Origin of the sequence: Paraburkholderia sp. GAS334 (assembly GCF_050436625.1) — a bacterium.
Taxonomy (GTDB): domain Bacteria; phylum Pseudomonadota; class Gammaproteobacteria; order Burkholderiales; family Burkholderiaceae; genus Paraburkholderia.
Genome location: NZ_JBNDMO010000007.1, coordinates 309,985 through 334,674 on the forward strand (window position 1 = coordinate 309,985; position 24,690 = coordinate 334,674).

Below are 24,690 nucleotides of genomic sequence, written 5' to 3' on the forward strand. Positions count from 1 at the left end.
GAACCGGCGTTGACACTCTGTCTGAGAAAACGCGCGACCTGATCGCGCCCGCGCACGGAAACGCGCTGACCGGCTTAACGCGTCGGCGCGAAGGCGTACATCGACGGATGAACCGCGACGAGCGAGTGAGGGTAGTTATCGGTCAGCGCAGTCTCGATGTATCCGGCGAGTTGCTGCGGCGCGCCGCGCCCGGCGAGCGGCAGCGGCTCGAACAGCTCCGCACTGAAGCGCCCCTGCTCGAAGCGCAGATAGAACGGCAGCAGGAGCGCGTCGAACTGCGTACCGAGGCGAAACACGCCGTTATGAATGCGCGCATGGCGCCCGAACATCGAGACGCCGACGGTTTCCATCGGATAGCGGTGCAACGCGAACGGCGGAACATCGGCGAACAGCACCGCGACGCCATTGCGCCTGAGCGATCGCGCGACACGCAGGCCAAGGCCGTTACGGTCATCGTCGCCGTACGTGTAGAGCACGTTCACACCGGGGATAAGCGCGTGGTCGTCGCCGTACATGTCGCGCGGCACGCCCGAGACGACAGCAATCGACTCGAGACCGAGCGCAGCGCGCAAGGCATCGATGACATAGATATTCGCGTACTGCGACACGTAGTGAAACGGCGACACGATGACCGGACGTTTCGGATCGATGGCCTTCAGCCTGCGGATCTCGCTCGCGAGCCGGGCAGCGACAGACTGAAGATCGGGCCACACTTCCACGCCGCGCGACAGCCTGCCGTAATAGATGCGCTGATCGATCAGGCTTTCCCGCGCGCCGCTCGCGGCCACACGCCGCCTGTCGAAGATGACGGCCCCGAGTACATCGCGACCGATCTCGCAACGCATGACGCCGTGCCAGCGAACGCGCGCATCGACAAGACTGCGGACGCCCCAGCCCGCGAGCGCGAGACGCTCGATCGCAATCGGCGGAATACGCGCCATGAACGCGCCGCGCCGCCAGCGCGGCCAGCGCGCGATCCTGCTGCGCAGCGAAGCCAGCCGTTCAACCAGCGCGCTATACAACCTGATGTTCATGGATGTGCGGAGCATGCCAACGTGAAGACGGCCCCTTGCGGGGCCGTCTTACCAGCGACGCTCGCTTAAGCCGTTGCAACCGGCTTCGACGGCTTGGCGCTGCTCGTCTTTGCCGGAGCCGGCGCCGAGCAGCAGCACTTGCAGCAACCGCCTGCGACAGCTGCCTTAGCCAGTTCAGTACGTTCGATCTTCTGCATTTTAATTACCTCGTTGATTATTGATTATTTCATTTCACCCGAAATGATTAACGCCTCAAATTCGAGCGAGGCGAATAATAGCACCGGGATTTTTTGGTATGAAATCCCTTTACCTTATTTTACTTTGACATTTATCCTGGAATGGGCGTCACACCCAAACACGCCCAGACGCCTGATACGCGCATCTAGACAGGCGAAGGCATCTGTCTCGCGACCTGCGCCTGGCATCCGCCGCGCCCGGCCATGCTGGCGCGAGTGGCGATGGGTAGATTGACGCGTCATTCATCCGAAAATCCACCAGCGCATCCAGAATTAAATTAAAGCGCCGGAAAATAAAAAACAACCCGGAGATTATCAACGGGATAACAAGGCAACGGATTACACCGACACGACACCCATACCTACAGACAGACAGGAAAACCCCGACACGGAAACTCAACCTGCAAACGGAATAATCCCCCACCGCCCGTCGTTTATCCGGAACACGCGAACGTTTTCGTCACGTGTTTTTCGTTCCGAACGCCTAAACTCCATCACAGAACGTCCACAACAGGAGATCACATCATGCGCAAGACGATGCTTTTCCTCGCCATTCTCGCGATCCAGCAGACCGCTTTTGCCGAGATGCCCAAAACCGTCGATGGTCGCTTGGTCGATGAAAACGGCATGACCCTTTACACGTTCGACAAGGACACGACGCCCGGCAAAAGCGCCTGCACCGGCGGATGCGCGACAGCCTGGCCCGCCGCGATGGCGGATTCCTACGACAAGCCGACGGGCGACTGGACCGTGATTCCGTCAGCCGATGGCAAAAAGCAGTGGGCGTACAAGGGCAAACCGGTGTATCGCTTCGCGAAGGACACCAAGGCAGGTGAAATGAATGGCGATGGCTTCAAGGATATGTGGCACACGGCGAAGCCGTGACACGACCTGAACCGGTCTGAACCGATCTGAAGCGCTCTGATCGAACCCGACGCCGCGAAACATGCGGCGTCGCAGAACATTACTGGTCTTCGGGGCACTGCAGGTTGCAGCCGTTCGGATCGCCGTTGTCACCCTTGCGGCGACGCGCCGACGGGTCGCCCTTCTGGTATTTCTTCGAGGGCGCCGATGCGGCGAACGGCATCTGCGGATGCTCGTTCAGACGGAATTCGTCCTGCAGGATGCCGCCGGGCATGCCCGGTGAGTTCTGCGCAAACGCGATCGAGACGGTACCGAAAAGTGCGCCCGCCGAGATAGCGGCGGCGCACACGTTGATCAGGAATTTCATAGGGATTCGGCGCGGCGTGACCCGCGCGTGAAGCGGGATGCGAAGCGTAGAGGGTATCGCAAACCGCGCCGCGATGCAGCGGGCGCAGGAGCGCCATTTGTTACGCGCGCTTACCCGGCCGTGCCGCTCAAGCCCTCATCGAGATCGACGACTTCGCCGCAATGGAGCGGATCGTAGCCTTCCAGCCGCGCGACGCCGCTGCGGAACCCGTTGCTCCGCAATAGCGCGGCCACCGCGGCAAGTGGCGCCCGCTCCAGCGCCTGGCGCTCGCATGCGAAGTAATAGTCTTCGTCGACCACCGGGACGAAGTCGAGCCCGAAGTGATGCGCGGCCGGCTCGACGCCGAAACCCACGTCCGCCATCCCGCTCGCGACAAAAGCGGCGATCGCCGAATGCGTCAGTTCCGTCGACGCATAGCCGTTCACACGGTCCGGATCGATATCGATGCGCCGCAACGCCAGATCGAGCAGCATCCGCGTGCCCGAGCCAGGTTGACGGTTCACGAAGCGGATATCGTCGCGCTTCAGGTCGATGAGGCCGGCGATGCCCTTCGGATTGCCCTTGGCGAGAAAGAGCCCCTGCTTGCGTCGCGTGAGATGCACGAGCACATGACGTTGCGGATCGAGCCAACGCCGGTAGACGTCGGCACATATCTCGCGAAATTCACCGCGCGGCAGATGGAAGCCCGCGAGATCGCATTCGCCGCGCGCGAGCGCCGTGACCGACTCGGCACTGTCGCGGTACTTGATGTCGACGCCGATATCGCGCCTCACGAGCTCGGTGACGAGCGCCGCCACCGCATAACCGTGAGACGCGTGAATCCGGACGTTGTCGGTGGGCGGCGCGAGCCAGCGGTTGAGATCGCTCGCGACTTCACTGGCGAGCGCCTGCATGTTGCCGTCGAGCCGCTCGCCACACAGACGCTGCGCACGCAGCACCGCCTGCCCCAGTTCGGACAGCACGGAGCCGCGGCCGCGTTCTTTGGCGATCAACGCGCCGCCCAGCCGCTCCTCGATTGCGCGCAGCAAACCCCACGCGTGACGGTAGGACAAACCCTTAAGCGTAGCGGCCTGCGAAATGCTACCGGACTCGTCGACGAGCGCCAGAAGCGGCACAACGTCCGTCAGACTGGCCTCCCGGCCGTCCAGGTCGCGCACGACGAGTTGCGCCTGACATTCGATTCTGATCATCGGTTCATATATGCAACGATATTTCCTATTGCGGGAGACGGGTTGTCCACCTATCTTTCTACTCAGATATACCAGATACACCAAAGCATAGATGCACACATTATGAATAACAAGTGCATATTAGACTCTGGAGGAACCCCGCAATTGAACACTACAAATACCATCGCGCCGGACGCGCTCGTGCAACGTCACGCGCGCCCGGGTATGTCACTGCTGGCGATCCTGCACGCAATCCAGGACGAAGCCGGGTTCGTGCCGCCCGAGGTCATCGCACCGCTTGCGCAGGCGACGAATCTGTCGCGTGCCGAAGTGCACGGCGTCATCACCTACTACCATCACTTCCGTACGCAGCCCGCTGCGCGGATCACCGTGCAGCTCTGCCGCGCGGAAGCGTGTCGCAGCATGGGCACCGAAGCGCTCGCACAGCACATCGAGGCGCGTACCGGTTGCCGCTTCGATGCTGAGCACAGCCACACCGATGCAGTTGGGCTCGAATCGGTGTATTGCCTCGGTCAGTGCGCGCTCTCCCCGGCGATGATGATCAACGACACATTGCACGCGAAAGTCACGCCACAGAAGTTCGATGCGCTCCTCGCCGCTGCTACCCGACGTGTGGAGGAAACGGTATGACGCGCGTCTATATTCCCCGCGATTCGTCCGCTCTCGCGCTCGGCGCGGATGCGCTCGCTGAAGCCATTGCAGCCGAAGCCGCCCGTCGTGGCATTGCTGTCGACGTGATTCGCAATGGTTCGCGCGGTCTGCTGTATCTCGAACCGCTGGTCGAAGTGGCAACATCGGCGGGTCGCGTCGGTTACGCGAACGTCGAAGAAACCGACGTTGCGTCGCTGTTCGATGCGGGCTTTATCGAAGGCAAAGCGCACGCACGCCACGTCGGCATAGTCGACGACATTCCGTATCTGAAGAAGCAGCAGCGCCTGACGTTCGCGCGTATCGGCATCACCGATCCGCTGTCGACCGAAGACTACGTCGCGCACGGTGGCATCGAAGGCCTGAAGCAGGCGCTCGCAATGGACGGCGCCGCCGCCTGCGATGCGCTGATCGAATCGGGCCTGCGTGGACGCGGCGGCGCAGCGTTCCCGGCCGGCATCAAATGGCGGACGGTCCGCGCGGCGCTCGCCGATCAAAAGTACATCGTCTGCAACGCGGACGAAGGCGATTCCGGCACGTTCTCCGATCGTCTCGTGATGGAAAGCGACCCGTACGTGCTGATCGAAGGGATGATCATCGCGGGCATCGTGACGGGCGCCACGGTCGGCCATATCTACGTGCGCAGCGAGTATCCGCATTCGATCGCGACGCTCGAGGCCGCAATCCAGAAAGCGCGCGCCGCCGGCTGGCTCGGCGACAGCGTGCTCGGCTCGGCACATCGCTTCGAACTGTTCGTCGCGAAAGGCGCGGGCGCTTACGTGTGCGGCGAAGAAACGGCGCTGCTCGAATCGCTCGAAGGCAAACGCGGCATCGTGCGCGCGAAGCCGCCGCTGCCCGCGCTTGCCGGCCTGTTCGGCAAGCCGACCGTGATCAACAATGTGATCACGCTCGCGACGGTGCCGATCATCTTCGCAAAAGGCGCGGCGTTCTATAAGGACTTCGGCATGGGCCGCTCGCGCGGCACGCTGCCGTTCCAGCTGGCAGGCAACGTGAAGCAGGGCGGCCTCGTCGAAATCGCGTTCGGCGTGACGCTGCGCGAACTGCTCTACGACTACGGCGGCGGCACGGCAAGCGGCCGGCCGGCGCGTGCCGTGCAAGTCGGCGGCCCGCTCGGCACGTATCTGCCCGAAAGTCAGTGGGATATCCCGATGGATTACGAGGCGTACGCGGCGGTCGGCGCGGTGGTCGGTCACGGCGGACTCGTCGTGCATGACGACACGTCCAATCTCGCCGAACTCGCGCAATATGCGATGCACTTCTGCGCGCTCGAATCGTGCGGCAAATGCACGCCGTGCCGGATCGGCTCGACGCGCGGCGTCGAAGTCATTGGACGCATTCGCAACGGCGATACGTCGACGCAGCAGGTGCAACTGCTGCGCGATCTGTGCGACACGATGGTCGCAGGTTCGCTGTGCGCAATGGGCGGCATGACGCCCTTCCCGGTGCTGTCCGCACTCGACCATTTCCCCGAAGACTTCGGTCTCGACACCGCGCCGAAAGCGGCGGCGGCCTGACGATGGAGCCCAACATGTCCGACCTGCTCAACCCGAAAGCTGGTGGCTGCGGCTCCGGCAATTGTGCGTGCAAATCCGCGGCGCGCGACCCGTTCGACGACACCGATTACGGCACGCCACTTCGTCACGCCGATGTGAGCGTGACGCTCGAAATCGATGGCGAATCGGTCACGGTGCCAGCTGGTACGTCAGTGATGCGCGCCGCCGCCGAAGCCGGCGTGAACGTGCCGAAGCTCTGCGCCACCGATTCGCTCGAACCGTTCGGCTCGTGCCGTCTGTGTCTGGTTGAAATCGAAGGGCGGCGCGGCTATCCGGCGTCGTGCACGACGCCGGTCGAAGCCGGCATGAAGGTGAGCACGCAGACCGACCGTCTGCAGTCGCTGCGCCGCAACGTGATGGAGCTGTACATCTCCGATCACCCGCTCGACTGCCTGACCTGCCCCGCCAATGGCGACTGCGAACTGCAGGACATGGCTGGCGTGACGGGCCTGCGCGAGGTGCGTTACGGCTTCGATGGCGCGAACCATCTGAAGGATAAAAAGGACGAGTCCAATCCGTACTTCACGTACGACCCGTCGAAGTGCATCGTCTGTAACCGCTGCGTGCGCGCGTGCGAAGAAACGCAGGGCACGTTCGCACTGACGATTGCCGGACGCGGCTTCGAATCGCGCGTCGCCGCGAGCGAAAACGTGCCGTTCATGGAATCGGAATGCGTATCGTGCGGCGCGTGTGTCGCCGCATGCCCGACTGCGACGCTGCAGGAAAAGACCGTCGTGATGCTCGGCCAGCCCGAACACTCCGTGGTGACGACGTGCGCGTACTGCGGCGTCGGCTGCTCGTTCAAGGCGGAGATGAAGGGCAGCCAGGTCGTGCGCATGGTGCCGTACAAGAACGGTGGCGCAAACGAAGGGCACGCGTGCGTGAAGGGCCGCTTCGCATGGGGCTACGCGACGCACAAGGACCGCATCAAGAAGCCGATGATCCGCGCGAAGATCACCGATCCGTGGCGCGAGGTCAGCTGGGAAGAAGCGATCAGCTATGCGGCATCGGAATTCCGCCGTATCCAGGCGAAGCATGGCCGCGATTCAATTGGCGGCATCACTTCGTCGCGCTGCACGAACGAAGAAACCTATCTCGTGCAGAAGCTCGTGCGCGCCGCGTTCGGCAACAACAACGTCGACACCTGCGCACGCGTCTGCCACTCGCCGACCGGCTACGGCCTGAAGACGACGCTCGGCGAATCAGCCGGCACGCAGACATTCGCATCGGTCGACAAGGCCGATGTGATCGTTGTGATCGGCGCGAATCCGACCGACGGCCACCCGGTATTCGCCTCGCGTCTGAAGCGTCGGGTGCGCGAAGGCGCGAAGCTGATCGTCGTCGATCCGCGTGTGATCGATATCGTCGATACGCCGCACGTGAAGGCCGTGCATCACCTGCAACTGCGGCCGGGCACGAACGTCGCGATCGTCAATGCACTCGCGCACGTGATCGTTACCGAAGGCCTGCTCGCAGAACAGTTCATCGCGGAACGGTGCGAAGACCGCGCGTTCCAGCAATGGCGTGACTTCGTCGCGCTGCCGGAAAACGCGCCGGAAGCGACCGCCGAAGTGACCGGTGTGCCGGCAGAAATGGTTCGTTCAGCGGCCCGCATCTACGCAACGGGCGGCAACGCGGCGATCTATTACGGCCTCGGCGTCACGGAGCACGCACAAGGCTCGACCGCCGTGATGGGCATCGCGAACCTCGCGATGGCGACGGGCAACATCGGCCGCGAAGGCGTTGGCGTGAACCCGCTGCGCGGCCAGAACAACGTGCAGGGTTCGTGCGACATGGGCTCGTTCCCGCACGAACTGCCGGGCTATCGCCATATCAGCGATACGACGACGCGCGCGCTCTTCGAAGATGCGTGGAACTGCACGCTGCAACCCGAACCGGGCCTGCGCATTCCGAACATGTTCGATGCCGCCACGCACGGCACGTTCATGGGCCTCTATTGCCAGGGCGAGGACATCGTCCAGTCGGATCCGAACACGCACCACGTGGCGGCCGCACTGTCGGCGATGGAATGCATCGTCGTGCAGGACATTTTCCTGAACGAAACCGCGAAATACGCCCACGTGCTGCTGCCGGGCGCGACGTTCCTCGAAAAGGACGGCACGTTCACGAATGCGGAACGTCGTATCTCCCGCGTTCGCAAGGTGATGCCGCCGCTCGCCGGCTACGCCGACTGGGAAGTGACGCTGCTGCTGTCGCGCGCGCTCGGCTACGAAATGGACTACACGCATCCGTCGGAAATCATGGACGAAATTGCGCGTCTGACGCCGACGTTCCATGGTGTCTCGTACAAGAAGCTCGACCAGCTGGGCAGCATCCAGTGGCCGTGTAACGAGAACGCCCCGGACGGCACGCCGACGATGCACATCGATACGTTCGTGCGCGGCAAAGGCAAGTTTGTGATCACGAAGTTCATCGCTTCGCCAGAAAAGGTCACGCGCAGGTTCCCGCTGCTGCTGACGACGGGCCGCATCCTGTCGCAGTACAACGTCGGCGCGCAGACACGTCGTACGGAGAATTCGCGCTGGCATGACGAAGACCGGCTCGAACTGCATCCGCACGACGCCGAGGAACGCGGCGTCAAGACTGGCGACTGGGTCGGGATCGAATCGCGTGCGGGACAGACCGTGCTGCGCGCGAAGGTGACGGAGCGGATGCAGCCGGGCGTCGTGTACACGACGTTCCACTTCCCCGAGTCCGGCGCGAATGTGATCACCACCGACAGTTCCGACTGGGCCACCAACTGCCCCGAGTACAAGGTGACAGCGGTGCAGGTGATGCCGGTCGAACAGCCGTCGGAATGGCAGCAGCACTATTCGCGCTTCAATGCCGAGCAGCTCGATCTGCATGAGCAGCGCGAGCTGTCGAACGCGACGGCAGGCAAGTGAGGGCACACCATGGATGACAACAATCTGATCGACATGGCGAACCGGATCGGCGACTTCTTCGGTTCGCTGCCGGATCACGAGGAAGCGCTGACCAGCATCGCCGATCACATCCGCCGCTTCTGGGAACCGCGGATGCGTCGCGCGATTCTGGCGACGCTCGATACGCCCGGCGCAACCGAAGTCGTGATGTCGGACATCGTCAGGGAAGCGCTATTGAAGTATCGCGACAAGCTGACACCGGTCGCCGCCTGAATCTCGCAGTGGTAGTACAAGACGCCGGACGCCTGTTGCGTTCGGCGTTTTCATTCGATGTCCCGCTCCGCCTGCGTGCTTTTGGTGAACCACGCTTCGCAGTGACGTAACAAGCCGTTCAGATCGGAGGCCGGGCGGCCACGCGCGGCGATATAACCGTCCGGGCGCAGCAGATAGAACGCCGGGCGCGTGCGTCCATAGGAATCGGTCAGCGTCGGGCCACCTTCGCCCTGCACATCGGTCAGACGCCAGATGCGCATCGCGTCTGGCATCAGTTGCCCTACTTCTTCGACAAAGCGCTTCAGGTCCGCATCGCGCGCGGCTTCGCGGGCGGTGACCGGATCGTGCGTGGCTTCTTCGTCCGTGTCGGGCGCGACCAGCAGCAGCAACGAGAAGTACGCCGGGTCGTGCAGATCGTACAGGCAGCCGACGCCGGGCGCGCGTCCGAGCGGGCCGTCGAGCACATGCACATACGCATCGGGCGCGCGCTCACCGGCGCGCGGGCCGCCATCGAGCACGCGTTCGAGCGTCAACGGACTGCGCCGGTACTGGATCGACAGCTCGCTGACCGTGCGCCGCGCTGCGTCGCGCAACGGCCCGAGCGCGGACAGCACGGGCATGACGCGTTCGCGCAGCAATTTCAGCGGACCATGATCGGCTTCGGCAAGATGCGTGACGAAGCTCGTCTGTCGCAAGACGTCGCGCTCGATCGGATGACGTTCGATGTGGTACGTGTCGAGCAGCCGGTCGGGCGCATCGCCCGAGAGCACGCGCGCGAGTTTCCAGCCAAGGTTGAATGCTTCCTGAATCCCGGTGTTCATACCCTGCGCACCGGCCGGGCTGTGCACATGCGCGGCGTCGCCGGCAAGGAAGACGCGCTCGGCGCGCAGCTGCCCGACCATGCGGCTGTTCAGATGAAAATACGACGACCAGTTCAGCGCCGACAACGTAATGGGATGCTGCACGCGTCGTCCGACGATCGCCTTGCATTCATCGAGCGAAGGCGGCGTGGCCGGAATCGACGACGTGGGCGCCGCCTCGCCGTTCATCGCCATCGCCTCGAACGGTTGAAGCGGATGATCGGCGATCAACCGGTAGCGCTCCTCGCCCATCGGGAACAGCCCGGCAAGCCCTTCGCCTGACGCGAAGATATGGAACTCGTCGTCGGGCCAGTCGACGTCGGCCTGTATGTCGGCAAGCAGAAAGGTCTGCTCGAACGTCTTGCCCGAAAAGCTCACGCCGAGCCGGTGACGCACCGCGCTATGCGCGCCGTCGGCGGCGATCAGATACGAAGGATGCAGCGTCTCGATGTGACCGTCAGCGCGTTGCAGCGTCGCGTTGAGGCCCGCCGAGCCCTGCGAGAACGCAGTCAGCTCGACGCCGCGCTCGATCGTGACGCCGAGCGTCTCGAGATGCCCGGTCAGAAGCCGTTCGGTAATGGATTGATCGATGAACAGCAGATACGGATAACGCGTCTGCAACGGATCGAAATCGAGCCGCGCGCGACGTTGTCCATTCGAATAGAGATTGGCGGCGCGCGCCCGATGCCCGAGTTCAAGAAACGGCTCGACGATGCGATGCTGTTCGAGCAGTTCGAGCGTGCGCGCCTGGATGCCGATCGCGCGCGAGTCAGGTGCAGGCTGCGATGCGCGGTCGATGAGACGCACTGGTATGCGCGCCCGGGCAAGGCTCATCGCGGCAGCAAGCCCGGTCGGACCCGCGCCGACGATCAGCACCGGCGGCGCGTCGAGAGGAACAGCGGCCATGCAGGGCTCCAGACACTGACGTGTGTCTAGTGTACGCCGCCATATTTTTGTCCGACGATGCAGCGCATCAAATGCGTTTCAACGCTTCGGCGCGGGGTGATCGAGCACGCAGCGGTGATCGGTCGTGCCGAGATCGACCTGCAGCGTCGCGTGATGCATCGCGAAGCGCTCGCGCAACGTCTTCACGATGCCGTCGACGTACTCGTCGCCCGGGTGGCCATCCGGCATCACGACGTGCACGCTCAGCGCATTGCCGGTGGTCGACAGTGCCCACACGTGCAGATCATGCACGTCGATAACGCCGGGCTGCGAACCGAGGTAATCGCGGATGCGCTGCAGGTCGACGCCAGGCGGCACGGCGTCGAGCGCGAGGCACATCGAATCGCGCGCGAGGCCCCACGTGCCGTACACAATCACCGCAACCACCATGATGCTCATCACCGGATCAAGCCACGTCCAGTTCGTGAAAAGAATCACGAGCCCGCTGATGGCGACCGCGGCGGAGATCAATGCGTCGGCGGCCATGTGCAGGAATGCGCCGCGAACGTTGAGATCTTCTTTCTGGCCGCGCATGAAAAGCCACGCCGCAAAGCCGTTGCCGATCATGCCGAGCGTCGCGACGATGAACACGTCGAGCCCGGCGACCGGCGCCGGATGAAACAGACGCCCGATCGCCTCGGCGATGATCACGCCGCACGCGAACAGCAGCAGGCCGGCATTCGCAAGCGACGCCAGAATCGACGAACTGCCGAGGCCGAAGGTATAACGCGCAGACGGACGGCGTGTCGTGAGCCAGATCGCGCCCCATGCGAGCAGCAGACCGAGCACGTCGGAGAGATTGTGGCCGGCGTCGGCGAGCAGCGCCGTCGAGTTCGCGAGCACACCGTAGACGCCCTGAATCACGACGATCGCCACGTTCAGCGCGACGGCGAGCGCGAATACCCGGCCCTGTCCTGGTACGGGCGCGTGGTGATGGTGGTGGCCGTGGCCCCCATGACCGTGACTATGGCCGGCGTGGCTGCTGTGAGCGTGACCGGCGTGGTCCTCGTGTTCCGCGTGACCGGCGTTGTCATGATCGCGCTCATGCCCAGCGTGATCGTGCTCCCCGTGATCATGACCCGCGTGATCGCATCCAGCACCGTGCCGATGCGACTGCGCCCGTGTGTACTTCATATGACCCGAAGCCGAAGCCGTATGCCCGCCCGTTTCCCCATCGGCATCGGTCTTATCGACCGACGACGGCGCGTGTTCTTCCCGCTCCCCGGCCGGATGGTTCCGGTTTGGCGTATTCATGATTCTTGTTCCATGGAAAATTCAGCGACCGGTTCGGCCACGTGTTCGAGCATGCCCGCGAGCATCGCGCTGATGTGCAGGTCGGCGGCCAGATAAAACACCTGCTTGCCCTGACGCTCTGCCCGCACGATGCGGGCCGCGCGCAGCAGACGCAAATGATGGCTCACCAGCGAAGGCGACAGCCCGAGCAGTTCAGCGATCGCGCCCACTGCGCGCTTGCCGTCCGCGCAGGCAAGGACGATCCGCAGACGCGTCGGATCGCCAAGCAGCCGGAACAGATCGGCAAGCTGCACGACGCGGTCATCTTGTGTTGAAGGAGTCATCGTAGACGTACATATGAACAGTTGTTCACATGTTATACGTTGACGTGGCCCGCGTCAATCAGGGGATGCCTCGCCGAGTGTGGGAAAATGCGGCGTCTGTCTTACCGAACTGCCCTTCCCACCGTCATGCAACCTGTTTTTGACCGCGCCTGGGCGGCGCATCGTGACGGTCGACTCGACGACGCTGAGCGCGATTACCTCGCGACCCTCGCCGCCGATCCCGTCCACGTCGACGCCCTGCATCTGCTTGGCGTCCTGCGCCACCAGCAGGGCCAGCACGCCGCCGCCGCCGATCTCGTGAAGCGCGCGGCCGATCTGCGCCCGGACGACGCCGCACTGCAACTGAATCTCGGCAACGCGCTGAAGGCGCTCGGCCGCCTGGATGGCGCCATCGAGCGCTTTCGCAACGCGCTCTCGCTCGCGCCGACGTTTCCGATGGCGCACTACAACCTCGGCAACGCGTACGCCGCGGCCGGACGCCACGAAGACGCCGCCGATGCGTTCCGCAGGTCGTTGCGGCTGCAGCCGGCGGACGCGTCGTCGCATAACAACCTCGGTAACGCGCTGCACGCGCTGGGTCAGCATCGCGACGCCGTCGTCTCGTTCGAGCGTGCGCTCGAACTGCGCCCAGGTCACGCGGGCGCCCACAACAATCTCGGCATGGCGCTCAATGCGCTGAACCAGCCCGACGACGCGATCACGCAGTTTCAGGCGGCGCTCGCCACGGAGCCGCGCTTTGTCGCCGCCAGATTCAATCTGGCAAACACACTAGACGCGCTCGGCAGGCATGAAGAAGCGGTCGCAGCATTCGAAGCGACGCTCGCGATGCAGCCGCATCTCGCGCCCGCGCTGTTCGGACTCGGCAACGCGCTCGCGGCGCTCGGGAGCCACGCGCAGGCCGCGCAGCAGTTCGAGCGCGCGGTCGGGCTCGATCCGGCGTTCAGTCTCGCGTGGCTCGGGCTCGGCACGTCGCGTCACGCGCTTGGTGCGCTCGAAGCGGCCGTGCGTGCGTTCGATCAGGCGTTGCGGTTGCGGGACGATCTGGCGTCGGCGCATATGAACCGCGCGCTGGTCTGGCTGACGCAGGGCGACTTCGCGCGCGGACTGCCGGAATACGAGTGGCGGCTTGAAACGACCGCTCACCCCGTTCATCTGCCGATGCCGCGCTGGCGCGGCGAGCCGATCGAAGGCAAAACGCTCTTTGTTTATGCCGAGCAGGGATTCGGCGACACGCTGCAGTTCGTGCGCTTCGTGCCGCTCATTGCTCGCAAGGGCGTGCGGGTCGTGCTCGAAGTGCAGCCCCAGTTGCTGCCGATTCTTGCGCCCGTGGCGCAGGAATGGCGCGTCACGCTGATCGCGCAGGGCACGCCGCGGCCGCGCGCCGATCTGCATTGCCCGCTGTTGAGCCTGCCACTCGCGCTCGGCACCACCTTCGATACGATTCCGGCCCGCACGCCGTATCTCAGCGTGCCGCCGGCGTACGGACGCAAGTGGCGCGGATCGCTCGGCGGTCGCGCGAAACGCAAGATCGGGCTCGCGTGGTCGGGCCGCATCCAGCAGCACGAAAACCGCACGATGCCGCTTGCCGCACTCGACCCGCTGTTCGCGCTCGAAGGTATCGACTGGATCGTGCTGCAGCCGGACCTGCGCGCCGAAGAGCGCGCAGCGCTCGATGCGCATCCGCGCGCTGCATCGATTCATCGCTTCGAGCAACGCATCGCCGATTTTGCAGACACTGCCGCGATCATCGAGCGGCTCGATGCAGTCGTGTCGATCGATACGTCGATCGCTCACCTTGCCGGCGCATTGCGCAAGCCGCTCTGGCTGATGCTTCCGTTCGCCGCCGACTGGCGCTGGTTCACCGGCGACACAAGCAGCCCGTGGTACCCGGGCGTCGAGCTCGTGCGCCAGCCGCAACCGGGTGCGTGGGACGAGGTCGCGGGAACCGTCGCGCTCGCGTTGCGCGACGCATAAAACAAAACCCCACGTTCATCACCAACGTGGGGTTGTCGAATCAACCACATCTACCTTATACGGCCTGCGTCACGCGATCCGCACGACGCAGGCGCGTGGTTCGCTACGCCGTCCGGTACTGGTTGCGCGCCTCAGGCGTGCGATACAGCACGAGCGTCGCGATCAGACCGACGATCGCCGCCACGCCCATCCACAGACCCGGCGCGGCCTTGTTACCCGTCGTGTGAATCAGCAGCGTCGAGATTGCCGGCGTGAAGCCACCGATCGTCGTCGCGAGACTGTAGGCGAGGGAAAAACCTGCCGTGCGCACTTCGACCGGCATCACTTCGGTCAGCCCGACGACCATCGCGCCGTTATAGCACCCGTACAGGAACGACAGCCACAGTTCGACCATCAGGAGACGCAGGAACGACGGATCGCTGACGAGCCACTGCACCGCCGGATACGACGTGAGAATCGTCAGAATCGTGAACGTCAGCAGCACCGGGCGACGGCCGATACGATCCGACAATGCGCCCGACAGCGGCAGCCAGATCAGGTTCGACACGCCGACGCACACCGTGACCATCAGCACATCGACCGACGACAGCTTTAGCACTTCCTTGCCGAAGGTCGGCGTGTAGGCGGTGATCATGTAGAACGACACGGTCGTCATGATGACCATGCCCATGCCGGCCAGCACGACGCCCCAGTTCTGCACCATCGACTTCATGATCTCGCCCATCGACGGACGATGCTTGCGCGCGAGAAACTCGTCGGTTTCCTGCAGCGAGCGGCGGATGATGAACAGGAACGGTACGATCAGGCAGCCCACCAGGAACGGCACGCGCCAGCCCCAGGCCGTCATCTGGTCGGCCGGCAGAATCTGGTTCAGGACCACGCCGATCAGCGCGGCGAACACGACGGCCACCTGCTGGCTACCCGACTGCCACGCGCAGTAGAAGCCCTTGTTGCCCTTCGTCGCGATCTCCGACAGATAGACCGACACGCCACCCAGTTCGACACCCGCCGAGAAGCCCTGCAACAGCCGTCCGAACAGCACGAGTATCGGCGCCAGCACGCCGATCGTCGCGTAGCCAGGAATCGCCGCGACCGTGAGCGTACCGAGCGCCATCAAACCCAGCGTGAGGATCAGGCCTTTGCGCCGGCCGTGGTGATCGATGTACGCGCCGAGCACAATCGCGCCGAGCGGACGCATCAGGAAGCCCGCGCCGAACACCGACAGCGACAGCATGAGCGAGGCGAATTCGTTGCCGCTCGGGAAGTAGGTCCTGGCAATGGCCGACGCGTAATAGCCATAGACCATAAAGTCGTACATCTCAAGAAAGTTGCCGCTGACCACGCGGAAAACTGTCTTGAACTTCGACTCGCTTGAGGAAGATGCGTGGGACGCAGTAGACATGACGTTCTCTGATTGGCTGCTCACCGCGCTGGCGACGATAAACAGCAGTTGAAACGACCACGGCGTCGGCAAAAGACGCGCGCAGCAACATCGGGGGGTGGACGCACCGCAGGCGATTCTTATGTCGATGCACAGCGCATCGGCGCGATATCCGGGTATCACTTGAGGAGGCGCCGGGCGCCTTCCCGGGCAGGATATTACCGCTCCTGACGTCGCATTGCATTTCATACAAACGGCTTACTGGAATCGCGGCATCTGAGCGGTACACTACCAGGCTCATGACTCGTTTCGGCGCTTTCTGCAATGTCCGATCTATCCCTGCGTCCCGCCACAATCGACGACGCTGCGCTCATCGCATCGATCCATGCTGCCAGCTGGCAGGCGACCTATCGCGGGCTGCTGCCCGACGCGTTTCTCGACAACGACGTCGCCCGGGATCGCGCCGCGCACTGGGAGGCGCGGCTCGCGGCGCCAGGCGCGGATCGACGACTCGTCGTGATCGCGGAACGCGCCGGCGAAGGGATCGGCTTCGTATGCGTCGAACGGCAGGCCGACTCGCAATGGGGCGTACTGCTCGACAACCTGCATACGTTGCCGGGTCATCAACGCATCGGCGTCGGCAAGCTGTTGATGCGCGCCGCGTGCGACTGGACGCGCACGCAGGGCGAAACCCAGCTGTATCTCTATGTGCTCGAAGGCAACGCGCATGCAATCGCGTTCTACGAACGTCAGGGCTGGCAGGCAGCTGGCGCGGAGCCTGACTATATGGGCGGCGTCGACATCACTGCGCTGCGGTATGTGTATCGTCTCGACGCGAATGAACAGTGAGGGTTGGCGCGTTCATTTGAAACAACCTTGACGCAACGCCAGGGACCGGAAGTTTCACCCGGTACTTTCGGACGTTTCTGATCGTTGGTGTTTCGACGCCAGGGCATCATCGGCCGCTTCCAGCTATGGCTTTTACCGAGACGGCCCACGTCGGGGTCGGCCACTGCATGTGCCTTATGCATCGGCGTCGAGTCATACGTCGAGTGGCCGCCACTCTGTCATGAGCATCGCGAGAAGAACGATGTCGACTATTCCCCTCACCTTGATCGAAGGCGCAATGGCGCTCCCCAGAGTGCGCCCGTTTGCGAGCCTCCCTCATTCCTTCGGTCGCGAATGGGCACTGTTGCCGCCCAATGTCAGCTTTCGTGTCGAACTCAAGGCGCTGTATGCGGCCATGTTGCGCACGTTCTGTTTAAGCGTCGAGGCGATCCGTACGGCGTGTCGATGGGAGCCGCTGAAAGTGAAGCCCGTGGCCGGCGGTTTGACTGCTGAGGGGGGTTTGACTTCTGGTGTGTCTGTACCGACTGGTGCGTCAGCCGGGCCGGTGCATGCGACGCCTGTTGATCTGCTGATCGCGCCCGATGCGCCACAGTCTTCGTCGCGCAAACGGATGTTGCTCGGCGGCGCGTGTGCAGCGAGTGGCGCTGCCGTGCTCGCGTGGATCGCGTTGTCGACCTCGCATTCTCATCTGGCTGATCGCAGGACGCAGGACGGCGCGAAGGACGACATGCTTTCGTCATCGAACACACCATCGAGGCCGACATCGATGCGCAGCGACGATATCGGGTCGTCCGCCGCTGCGGCGTCGGCTTCGACTGGCAGGCAGGCGGCGGCAACGGAAACGATAGCTGCGTCTGCTGCGACATCGACAGCTGCGAAAACGGCGAGAAACGCACCGGCGACGACGGCCACGCGTGCTTCTGCGACGAACACCGCAGTAAGCATCTCCGCTCACGAGCATCCGGTGGAAACCGCTCGCTCGAAGGTGAAACCCTCTCGCACATCGATGCGCGACGCCACGAGCGCATCGATCGCGAAATTGCGGAAGGCGGATCAACGCGTGACATCGCACGTCACCAGAACGGCCAGACAGTCTGCCACGTCGAAACCGGCAACGCCCTCCGGCCTGGTCGTCGCGTCGACACGTCGCTCGAACGCGGTGCTATCGGCAGCCGGTCGCTTCTCACCACACCCGGCGACCACAACCGCCATCGACGACTACGCGTCCATCAAGACCTGGGCGGCTACGCACACCGGCGACGCCACATCGCCACGAGCTAGCGCCAGCGCAAACAGCAACGCCGACTGGATGGACAGCATGACGCAACGTCGCGTGACCGAAGTGCCTGAGCGCTTTTCGAAGTAATCGTCGTCACAAACGAAAACAGCCTGGCGCAAAACCAGGCTGTTCCGTTCAAACATGCGTTGACCGACGACCTACCGCGTTCCAGGCAAGCCCGCTTCCGTCTGACGCTGCAACTGTTGCACCTGCCGCTGCAATTCGCGCAGCTGCGCCTGCGCCCGCTCCTTCTCGGCACGCAATGTCACCGCCTCGCCCTGCACCGCACGCTGATGGTCGTTGACCTGCGCCTGCTGCGTACGCGCGACATCGAGGTCGGCCTGCAGCCGCTTCGCCCGGTCTTCCGACAGCGCAATCACGCGATCGAGAAACGCCTTCTGCGCCTGCAATTCGGTACGGTGAATCTCGATGTCGGCCAGTTGCACCGTCTGCTTCACGAAGCCCGCATAAATGGCTTCGGCACGCACGTCGTCCTGCGACTTGATCACGCGCCAGAAATGACGGTCCTGAAACAGCGCGACGTAGTACGTCATCTCCTGCGGATAGAAGAAGAGGCTCGCGCCGTAGCTTCCGTTATACGTGGTGCGCAATTCGACGAGCTTCGAATCGTGAATCATCTGCATCAATTCAGAGACGTCGCCCGCGCCGGCGGCGCCCGACGCCGCCTGCTGCGCGGACGGATCCGGCTGCGACGTCAATGCGTTCATTGCAGGCCGCGTGCCGACGACAGGCGCCGACGATGCGCTCTCCTGTGCCCGCGCCGCCGCGCCGTGCAGCGACGCGCCCGCCACCGCGAGCAGCACCGCGCGCCGCAAAGATAAGGAGTACTTCATCGTGCATGCTCCGTGCAAATGCTGAATAGCCGGCAATTATCGCGCGGTTTGACAGCGAAGCGAAGCATTCTGAACAACCACGCGCCGACTTTAAATCAAGATAGATGGCCGTCGCGACGATCCGATGAATCCGCGATACAAATCGCGGCAAAACGAAACGGATTAGCGCAGTAAACGGTAAAAAAGCCGGCGAGCGGCCGGCCTTTCCGTGCGTGTCCAATATCGAGACGCTAGAAGCGCGTCTCGCGCGCGACCCGCAAGAACGTGTCGAGCAACGGCGTGCAGTCGAGCAGTTCCGGACCACCCGCGCGATGAAACTCCGGGTGCCACTGCACGCCCATCACAAAGGGCGCGCGACGGTATCGCACGGCCTCGATGATGCCGTCGGAAGCCGAAACAGCTTCGATGTTCAGATCGCGACCGAGCGTCTTCACGGCCTGGTGGTGGATCGAGTTGACGATCGCTTCGCGCCGGCCGGGGAACATGTTCGCGAGCGTCGAGCCATCCGGGAAATGCACCGCGTGCCGGTGCTGGTCGTAATGCTCGCTGACGTGCACGCCGGCCGTCGGCACTTCGGTGGCGATGTCCTGGTACAGCGTGCCGCCGAATGCCACGTTGATCAGCTGGCAACCGCGACACACGCCGAGCACGGGCTTGCCGGACTCGACGAACTCGTGCAGCAGCTCGAGCTCGTACATGTCGCGGACGCGGTCGCCGGGCCACTCGGGCCGCGTCGCGACTTCCTCGTAGGATTGCGGGGAGACGTCGGCGCCGCCTTGCAGCAGCAGGCCGTCGAGATGCTTCGCGTAGTCGCGCAGCCGGATGTTGCTCGGATGCAGCATGCCCTGATGACCCACTGTCGGGATCATGAACACGATCACGTCGCGCGACATCACCCAGTGCGCGATCGATTCTTCAAGGTATTGCAGGGTCTTGCCACGCAGCCCCTTCGCGCCCGGTTCCGGGTGGAAGATCCGCGCCGACACGCCGATGCGCAGCGTGCGTTGCGTGATACGCCGACCGGCGCGGTCGAACAGCTGACGGGCGCGCGCCGCCATGATCCGCCCAAAGACAGACCACGCGGAATCGCTCTGCTTCAGATAGCGCGGCGCCGTTGGCGGCACCGAACTGGCCGGTGGCGGATTGAAAGTGGCGAAGTCCGGTTGTGACGTGAAGCCGGGTGGCGGTGAACCCGGCGCGGCAGCCCCGCCAGCCGTGGAAGCCTCAGGCCGCGCGGTTGAAGCCGTCGTGCCGGCGGCGGTGCCTGCTCCTGCTCCGGCCGCCGCCGACCCGGTCGCCGTGCCAGTCGACGAAGACGCCGGCTTGCCGTGTCGCGAAGACTTGTCGCGATCATGCACTTCGGCTTCCTGCTTCGCGGTCGCCTGGACGGCGGCTGCGCGCGCCTCGGCGGCGTCGAGTTGCTGCCGGGTCTTGGGCGGTTGCGCTGGCGTGACAGTCGATGCACTCTGCGGATCGTCCGTCGAGGCGCGGACCGCCGCCTCGGGCGCCTCGGTGGGCGCCGTCGGCAGTCCCGGGGACGCGGGCTGCGCGCCAGGTGCCGGTGTGCCGGGAAGATCAGTGGAAGAAGGGGTAGCGCCGGGTATGCCCGCCGGTGTAGCCGGGGGTGTTCCAGGATTGGTTGGCTTGTTTTCGCTCATGACTGTGGGGCAGGCGCGCCGTGCACGCGAACGAATGGGACACACTTTGATTATCCGCCAGCACGCCATCAGCGGCAAACCAGCAAACAATTGCTCACATTGTTGTGGCTTTTTTACGCAAGTGCGGCGCTCATGGATCGGGCTGCTCGTCGAAGGTTTCGCGTAGCGCGATCTGCATCGCGGCGTGAATCTTTACGCACCAGCGCCACAGGACGGTCATCAACAGCGCGGCGCAGATCAGCACGGCAATGAGAAGGCCCGTCGGCGGCAGGATCGCGCCCGACAGCGCCGCGACCAGCAGGAACACGCCGATCATCGATACGACCGGCACAAGGTCCGAGATCGCATAGCGGATCGCGGCGGTGAAGCGCCCAGCCTTCGCGGGCTGCACGCTGATCTCGGCGAGCAGCAGCGCGAGCGACTTCGTCTTGCGATACACGGCGACGAGAAACGGCATCGAGACCAGCAGCGCCGCGCTCCACAACACGACGCGCTGGGTGGGCTCCGACGGAATCCAGCGCGCGATCCACCGGCTGCCATACGGCGCGCTGTACGAGGCCGCGAGGAAAATCGCCGCGACGAGCGCCAGGTTCACCGCGATCTGCACGACGATCCGACGCGTAATGCTGAACACCGTCGGCTCGCCGGTCTCGGGCCGCAAGCTGCCGAGCCACTGCGCGTAGAGGCCGAACACATTGGCGATCGTCGGCGGCATGGCCTTGCCGAGACGGCGCGTGAGTGGATCGGCAGCCCGGATCAGATACGGCGTGAAAAGCGTCGTGAGCGCCGACACGGCAACCGCGATCGGATAAAGAAACGCGCTCGTCACTTTCAACGTGAGTCCGAGCGAAGCGATGATGAACGAGAACTCGCCGATCTGCGAAACCGTCATGCCGACACGCATCGCGGTGCGTCCATCCTTGCCCGCGAGGAAGGTGCCGAGCCCGCACGACACGATCTTGCCGGCAATCACTGCGATCGTGATCACGGCGATCGGCCACGCGTAGTCGACCAGCACAGCGGGATTGAGCATCAGCCCGATCGTCACGAAGAAGATCGCCGAGAACGCGTCGCGCAGCGGCGCGATCAGATGTTCGATGCGATGCAGATGGCGCGATTCGGCCATGATCGCGCCGATCAGGAACGCGCCGAGCGCGATACTGTAGTCGAGCTTCACGACCAGCAGACAGAAGCCGAAGCAGAAGCCGAGCACCGACACGAGCAGCATTTCGTCGCTCCTCGCGCGCGCGACATAGTTGAGCGCGCGCGGCACGACGAGAATGCCGACCACGAGCGACACCGTCATGAACAGCAGCAACTTGCCAAGCGTGACGAACGCAATGCCCGCGCTCAGTTCGCCCGTCTGCGCAATGCCGGAGAGCAGCACGAGCATCGCGATCGCGAGAATATCCTCGACGATCAGAATGCCGAACACGAGTTGCGCGAAGCTTTCGCGCTTCAGGTTCAGTTCGGACAGCGCCTTGACGATGATCGTCGTCGACGAGATGGCGAGGATCGCACCGAGAAAGAGCGAATCCATCCGGCTCCAGCCGAACGCGCTACCGATCTCGTAACCGAGCCACAACATCAGCACGATCTCGGATAACGCCGCGACAATCGCCGTCGCGCCGACGCGAAAGAGCTTGCGCAGGCTGAACTCGAGCCCGAGCGAGAACATCAGGAACACGACACCGAGTTCGCCGAGCGTCTGGATGGTCTGCTCGTCGTGGATCAGCTGGAACGGCGGCGTGTACGGTCCGATGATCACGCCCGCCACGATATAACCCAGCACCACCGGCTGTTTCAGGCGATGAAACAGCACCGTGACGACGCCCGCGATTGCCATCACCACCGCCAGATCCTGAATAAAGCCGATGCCGTGGTGCATGCGCACGAATCCTTACAAAACGTAAAAATCACATGGTAACCCAGACAGGCGGGAAGCCTGTCCAGCTCCGATCTACAATGCGGACGATATCGCCTGACGGTTTTGCGGGCACGCGCCACGCGTTTTCCAGCGGCAGGACACCGCAGTCGCTGGAGACGGACGCACCGCGCGCCGCGAAGCAGCGCATCGCATCATTCACCGGACACGGACTGCCATGGCCACCGAATTTACGCCTTTCCCGCCGCTCGCCCAGCTTGCCGCCGATCTCGCCGCCGGCCGCACCACGAGCCGTCAACTTGTCGAGACCGCGCTCGAACGGATTGCCGATCCAGCCGGCCAGGGCGCGGTCGCCTTCATGCACGTCGACGCCGGCAGCGCCCGCGCCGCCGCCGACGCCCACGACCGGCTGCGCGCCGCAGGCACGGTGCTCTCGCCGCTCGCCGGTATTCCGGTCTCGGTGAAGGACCTGTTCGACATCGAAGGCCAGGTGACGCGCGCCGGTTCGCGCGCGCTGGCCAGCGCCGCGCCCGCAACCGCCGACGCGGTCGCCGTCGCGCGACTCAGGCGTGCGGGTGCGGTCATCGTCGGGCGGACCAATATGAGCGAGTTCGCGTTCTCCGGGCTTGGCCTCAATCCGCACTACGGCCATCCGCTGTCACCCTACCAGCGCAACGTGAAGGGCGACGAACGGATTGCGGGCGGCTCATCGTCGGGCGCGGGCGTGTCGGTCGCGGACGGCATGGCCGCCATCGCGCTCGGCACCGACACGGGCGGCTCGATCCGCATCCCCGCCGCGCTGTGCGGCCTGACCGGCTTCAAACCGACCGCCGATCGCATCCCGAAGCAAGGCGCCGTTCCGCTTTCGACAACGCTCGATTCGTTCGGCCCGATCGGCGTCTCGGTAGCGTGCTGCGCGCTGGTCGACCGGATGCTCGCGGGGCTCGAGCCGCGCATTCCGGCTGCGCGACCGCTGGAAGGCGTCAGGCTCGGCGTGCTCACTCACTATGTCACCGACGGTGTGGAACCCGCCGTCGCCGAAGCCATCGATACGGCGCTGAAGCACCTTGAAGCGGCCGGCGCGATCGTCAGCGAAGTGCGGTTCGCACCGCTCGACCGGTTACCGGCGATCAACCGCTTCGGCTTTGCGCCAATCGAGGCGTATGCGTGGCACCGCCCGCTGCTCGAAAAACATCGCGACGAATATGACCCGCGCGTGCTCGTGCGTATCCTGAAAGGCCAGCCCGCCAGCGCCGCCGACTACCTCGACCTTGTCGCCGAACGCAACGCGATGCTCGACGCCGCGCGCAGCACGCTCTGGCAGCGCTTCGACGCCATCGTCGCGCCGACGGTGCCGGTCGTGCCGCCGCGCCTCGCCGATCTCATCCACGACGACGAAGCCTTTGGCCGGACGAACGCCTTGATCCTGCGCAATCCGAGCGCGTTCAACTTCCTCGATACGTGCGCGCTGTCGCTACCATGCCATCCGCGCGGCAGCGCGCCGGTGGGCCTGATGCTGGCCGGCCAGCCGCATGGCGACGACGCGTTGCTCGCCATTGGACGGGCCGCCGAAGCCGTCCTTAACACTATCCGTTAGACCGAACCCGACACGGGCGGCGTTCGCGCTAGAATCGCGGTCACACTCACGCTACTTCGGCCCCTATTTATATCAAAATGGCTCTAAACCACCTCATGCATCACCGGGACCCCGTGCTGCGCCGCGAGCGCACATGGCTCGTCCTGCTCGGTCTCATCTGCGTCGCGCTGGTTGCGGGCGCGCTCTATCTCCAGTTCGTCAAGCATGAAGACCCGTGTCCGCTGTGCATCATCCAGCGCTACTTCTTTCTGCTGATCGCCATCTTCGCGTTCCTCGGTGCGCGTTTCAACCGCTGGCGCGGCGTGCGGCTGCTCGAGGTGCTGGCGGTGCTGTCGGCGCTGGGCGGCATCGTCACGGCAGCACGGCATGTTTACGTGCAGGCGCACCCGGGTTTCAGCTGCGGTTTCGATGCGCTGCAGCCGGTGGTCGACGGTCTGCCGCCTGCGCGCTGGCTGCCGTCCGTCTTCAAGGTCGCCGGACTGTGCGAAACGCCGTATCCGCCTATCCTCGGACTGTCGCTGCCTGCGTGGTCGCTGATCGCTTTTGTGGTCATGTTTGTGCCGCTCGCGCTGAGTTTGCTGCGCAACCGTCGTCGTAGCTAACGCAGCTAACCAGGCGGACACGAAGAAACCCGTGCAGGCCGCGCTCATCGCGAGCCGCCTGCGCGTAAACACCTGGCCTCCCTGGCCGTTTCGCTTTCCGCCTCCGGCGGCGTGCCCGGATTCCGTCCATGGGCCGCTCTTCCCCGCCCCGCCTCGCT

The 24,690-nt window shown here is 64.1% G+C and carries 21 protein-coding genes; 11 read left to right on the top strand and 10 right to left on the bottom strand.

The window, feature by feature from the left end; translation table 11 throughout:
• Window positions 1-74: 74 nt before the first annotated feature.
• Window positions 75-1,034: a hypothetical protein gene (locus P3T21_RS16100; RefSeq protein WP_429256906.1), complete on the bottom strand. Its 960-nt coding sequence runs from the start codon at window positions 1,032-1,034 to the stop codon at window positions 75-77.
• 93 nt (window positions 1,035-1,127) lie between these two features.
• Between P3T21_RS16100 and P3T21_RS16105 the strand changes: the two genes are divergently transcribed.
• Both P3T21_RS16105 and P3T21_RS16110 read left to right on the top strand, forming a co-directional pair.
• Window positions 1,128-1,505 (top strand): hypothetical protein, encoded by a 378-nt coding sequence (locus P3T21_RS16105; protein WP_429256907.1) that lies wholly within the window; start codon window positions 1,128-1,130, stop codon window positions 1,503-1,505.
• 290 nt (window positions 1,506-1,795) lie between these two features.
• Window positions 1,796-2,155, top strand: coding sequence for a COG4315 family predicted lipoprotein (locus tag P3T21_RS16110; protein ID WP_429256908.1), 360 nt, complete (start codon window positions 1,796-1,798; stop codon window positions 2,153-2,155).
• A gap of 79 nt (window positions 2,156-2,234) precedes the next feature.
• Here the strand turns inward: P3T21_RS16110 and P3T21_RS16115 are convergent, their stop codons facing one another.
• Complete coding sequence (locus tag P3T21_RS16115) at window positions 2,235-2,501, bottom strand: hypothetical protein (protein WP_429256909.1); 267 nt, start codon at window positions 2,499-2,501, stop codon at window positions 2,235-2,237.
• A 110-nt stretch (window positions 2,502-2,611) separates the two neighbouring features.
• Window positions 2,612-3,691, bottom strand: coding sequence for a substrate-binding domain-containing protein (locus P3T21_RS16120; RefSeq protein ID WP_429256910.1), 1,080 nt, complete (start codon window positions 3,689-3,691; stop codon window positions 2,612-2,614).
• Window positions 3,692-3,793: 102 nt separating this feature from the next.
• Between P3T21_RS16120 and P3T21_RS16125 the strand changes: the two genes are divergently transcribed.
• The 4 genes from P3T21_RS16125 to P3T21_RS16140 are packed head-to-tail and all read left to right on the top strand — an operon-like array spanning window position 3,794 to window position 9,071.
• Window positions 3,794-4,321: an NAD(P)H-dependent oxidoreductase subunit E gene (locus P3T21_RS16125; RefSeq protein WP_429256911.1), complete on the top strand. Its 528-nt coding sequence runs from the start codon at window positions 3,794-3,796 to the stop codon at window positions 4,319-4,321.
• Window positions 4,318-5,874 carry a formate dehydrogenase beta subunit gene (locus P3T21_RS16130; RefSeq protein WP_429256912.1) on the top strand — a complete coding sequence of 519 codons (1,557 nt, stop codon included), beginning with the start codon at window positions 4,318-4,320 and terminating at the stop codon, window positions 5,872-5,874. The genes P3T21_RS16125 and P3T21_RS16130 overlap by 4 nt, the downstream gene beginning before the upstream one ends.
• Before the next feature lie 14 nt (window positions 5,875-5,888).
• Window positions 5,889-8,819 carry a formate dehydrogenase subunit alpha gene (fdhF, locus tag P3T21_RS16135; protein WP_429256913.1) on the top strand — a complete coding sequence of 977 codons (2,931 nt, stop codon included), beginning with the start codon at window positions 5,889-5,891 and terminating at the stop codon, window positions 8,817-8,819.
• 9 nt (window positions 8,820-8,828) lie between these two features.
• Window positions 8,829-9,071, top strand: a complete 243-nt coding sequence (locus P3T21_RS16140) for a formate dehydrogenase subunit delta (protein ID WP_429256914.1) — start codon at window positions 8,829-8,831, stop codon at window positions 9,069-9,071.
• Window positions 9,072-9,121: 50 nt separating this feature from the next.
• Here P3T21_RS16140 and P3T21_RS16145 read toward each other — a convergent pair whose 3' ends face one another.
• From P3T21_RS16145 to P3T21_RS16155, 3 genes are all read right to left on the bottom strand, one after another.
• Window positions 9,122-10,837: an FAD-dependent monooxygenase gene (locus P3T21_RS16145; RefSeq protein ID WP_429256915.1), complete on the bottom strand. Its 1,716-nt coding sequence runs from the start codon at window positions 10,835-10,837 to the stop codon at window positions 9,122-9,124.
• A gap of 78 nt (window positions 10,838-10,915) precedes the next feature.
• Window positions 10,916-12,010 (bottom strand): cation diffusion facilitator family transporter, encoded by a 1,095-nt coding sequence (locus P3T21_RS16150; RefSeq protein WP_429256949.1) that lies wholly within the window; start codon window positions 12,008-12,010, stop codon window positions 10,916-10,918.
• Between the two features lie 116 nt (window positions 12,011-12,126).
• The gene (locus P3T21_RS16155; RefSeq protein ID WP_429256916.1) at window positions 12,127-12,453 is read right to left on the bottom strand and encodes an ArsR/SmtB family transcription factor; all 327 of its coding nucleotides are present in this window, start codon (window positions 12,451-12,453) and stop codon (window positions 12,127-12,129) included.
• A 126-nt stretch (window positions 12,454-12,579) separates the two neighbouring features.
• On the opposite strand from P3T21_RS16155, the gene P3T21_RS16160 reads away from it, so the two are divergent.
• Window positions 12,580-14,427, top strand: a complete 1,848-nt coding sequence (locus P3T21_RS16160; RefSeq protein ID WP_429256917.1) for a tetratricopeptide repeat protein — start codon at window positions 12,580-12,582, stop codon at window positions 14,425-14,427.
• A 103-nt stretch (window positions 14,428-14,530) separates the two neighbouring features.
• Here the strand turns inward: P3T21_RS16160 and P3T21_RS16165 are convergent, their stop codons facing one another.
• Entirely contained in the window at window positions 14,531-15,829 is a 1,299-nt protein-coding gene (locus P3T21_RS16165) for an MFS transporter (protein WP_429256918.1), read from the bottom strand.
• Between the two features lie 303 nt (window positions 15,830-16,132).
• On the opposite strand from P3T21_RS16165, the gene P3T21_RS16170 reads away from it, so the two are divergent.
• Together P3T21_RS16170 and P3T21_RS16175 are read left to right on the top strand one after the other, a co-directional pair.
• Window positions 16,133-16,657: an N-acetyltransferase family protein gene (locus tag P3T21_RS16170; RefSeq protein ID WP_429256919.1), complete on the top strand. Its 525-nt coding sequence runs from the start codon at window positions 16,133-16,135 to the stop codon at window positions 16,655-16,657.
• Window positions 16,658-16,898: 241 nt separating this feature from the next.
• Window positions 16,899-18,023: a hypothetical protein gene (locus P3T21_RS16175; RefSeq protein ID WP_429256920.1), complete on the top strand. Its 1,125-nt coding sequence runs from the start codon at window positions 16,899-16,901 to the stop codon at window positions 18,021-18,023.
• A 71-nt stretch (window positions 18,024-18,094) separates the two neighbouring features.
• Here the strand turns inward: P3T21_RS16175 and P3T21_RS16180 are convergent, their stop codons facing one another.
• The 3 genes from P3T21_RS16180 to P3T21_RS16190 all read right to left on the bottom strand — a co-directional run bounded on the left by P3T21_RS16180 (window position 18,095) and on the right by P3T21_RS16190 (window position 22,336).
• Window positions 18,095-18,790 (bottom strand): DUF2968 domain-containing protein, encoded by a 696-nt coding sequence (locus P3T21_RS16180; RefSeq protein WP_429256921.1) that lies wholly within the window; start codon window positions 18,788-18,790, stop codon window positions 18,095-18,097.
• Window positions 18,791-19,020: 230 nt separating this feature from the next.
• A complete protein-coding gene (locus tag P3T21_RS16185; RefSeq protein WP_429256922.1) occupies window positions 19,021-20,448 on the bottom strand; it encodes a gamma-glutamyl-gamma-aminobutyrate hydrolase family protein in 1,428 nt (475 codons plus the stop codon).
• A gap of 130 nt (window positions 20,449-20,578) precedes the next feature.
• Window positions 20,579-22,336, bottom strand: coding sequence for a cation:proton antiporter (locus P3T21_RS16190; protein WP_429256923.1), 1,758 nt, complete (start codon window positions 22,334-22,336; stop codon window positions 20,579-20,581).
• A 214-nt stretch (window positions 22,337-22,550) separates the two neighbouring features.
• Here P3T21_RS16190 and P3T21_RS16195 point away from each other — a divergent pair, with 214 nt between their 5' ends.
• Together P3T21_RS16195 and P3T21_RS16200 are read left to right on the top strand one after the other, a co-directional pair.
• A complete protein-coding gene (locus P3T21_RS16195) occupies window positions 22,551-23,930 on the top strand; it encodes an amidase (protein WP_429256924.1) in 1,380 nt (459 codons plus the stop codon).
• A gap of 95 nt (window positions 23,931-24,025) precedes the next feature.
• Window positions 24,026-24,532, top strand: coding sequence for a disulfide bond formation protein B (locus P3T21_RS16200; RefSeq protein ID WP_429256925.1), 507 nt, complete (start codon window positions 24,026-24,028; stop codon window positions 24,530-24,532).
• The last annotated feature ends 158 nt before the right edge of the window (window positions 24,533-24,690 follow it).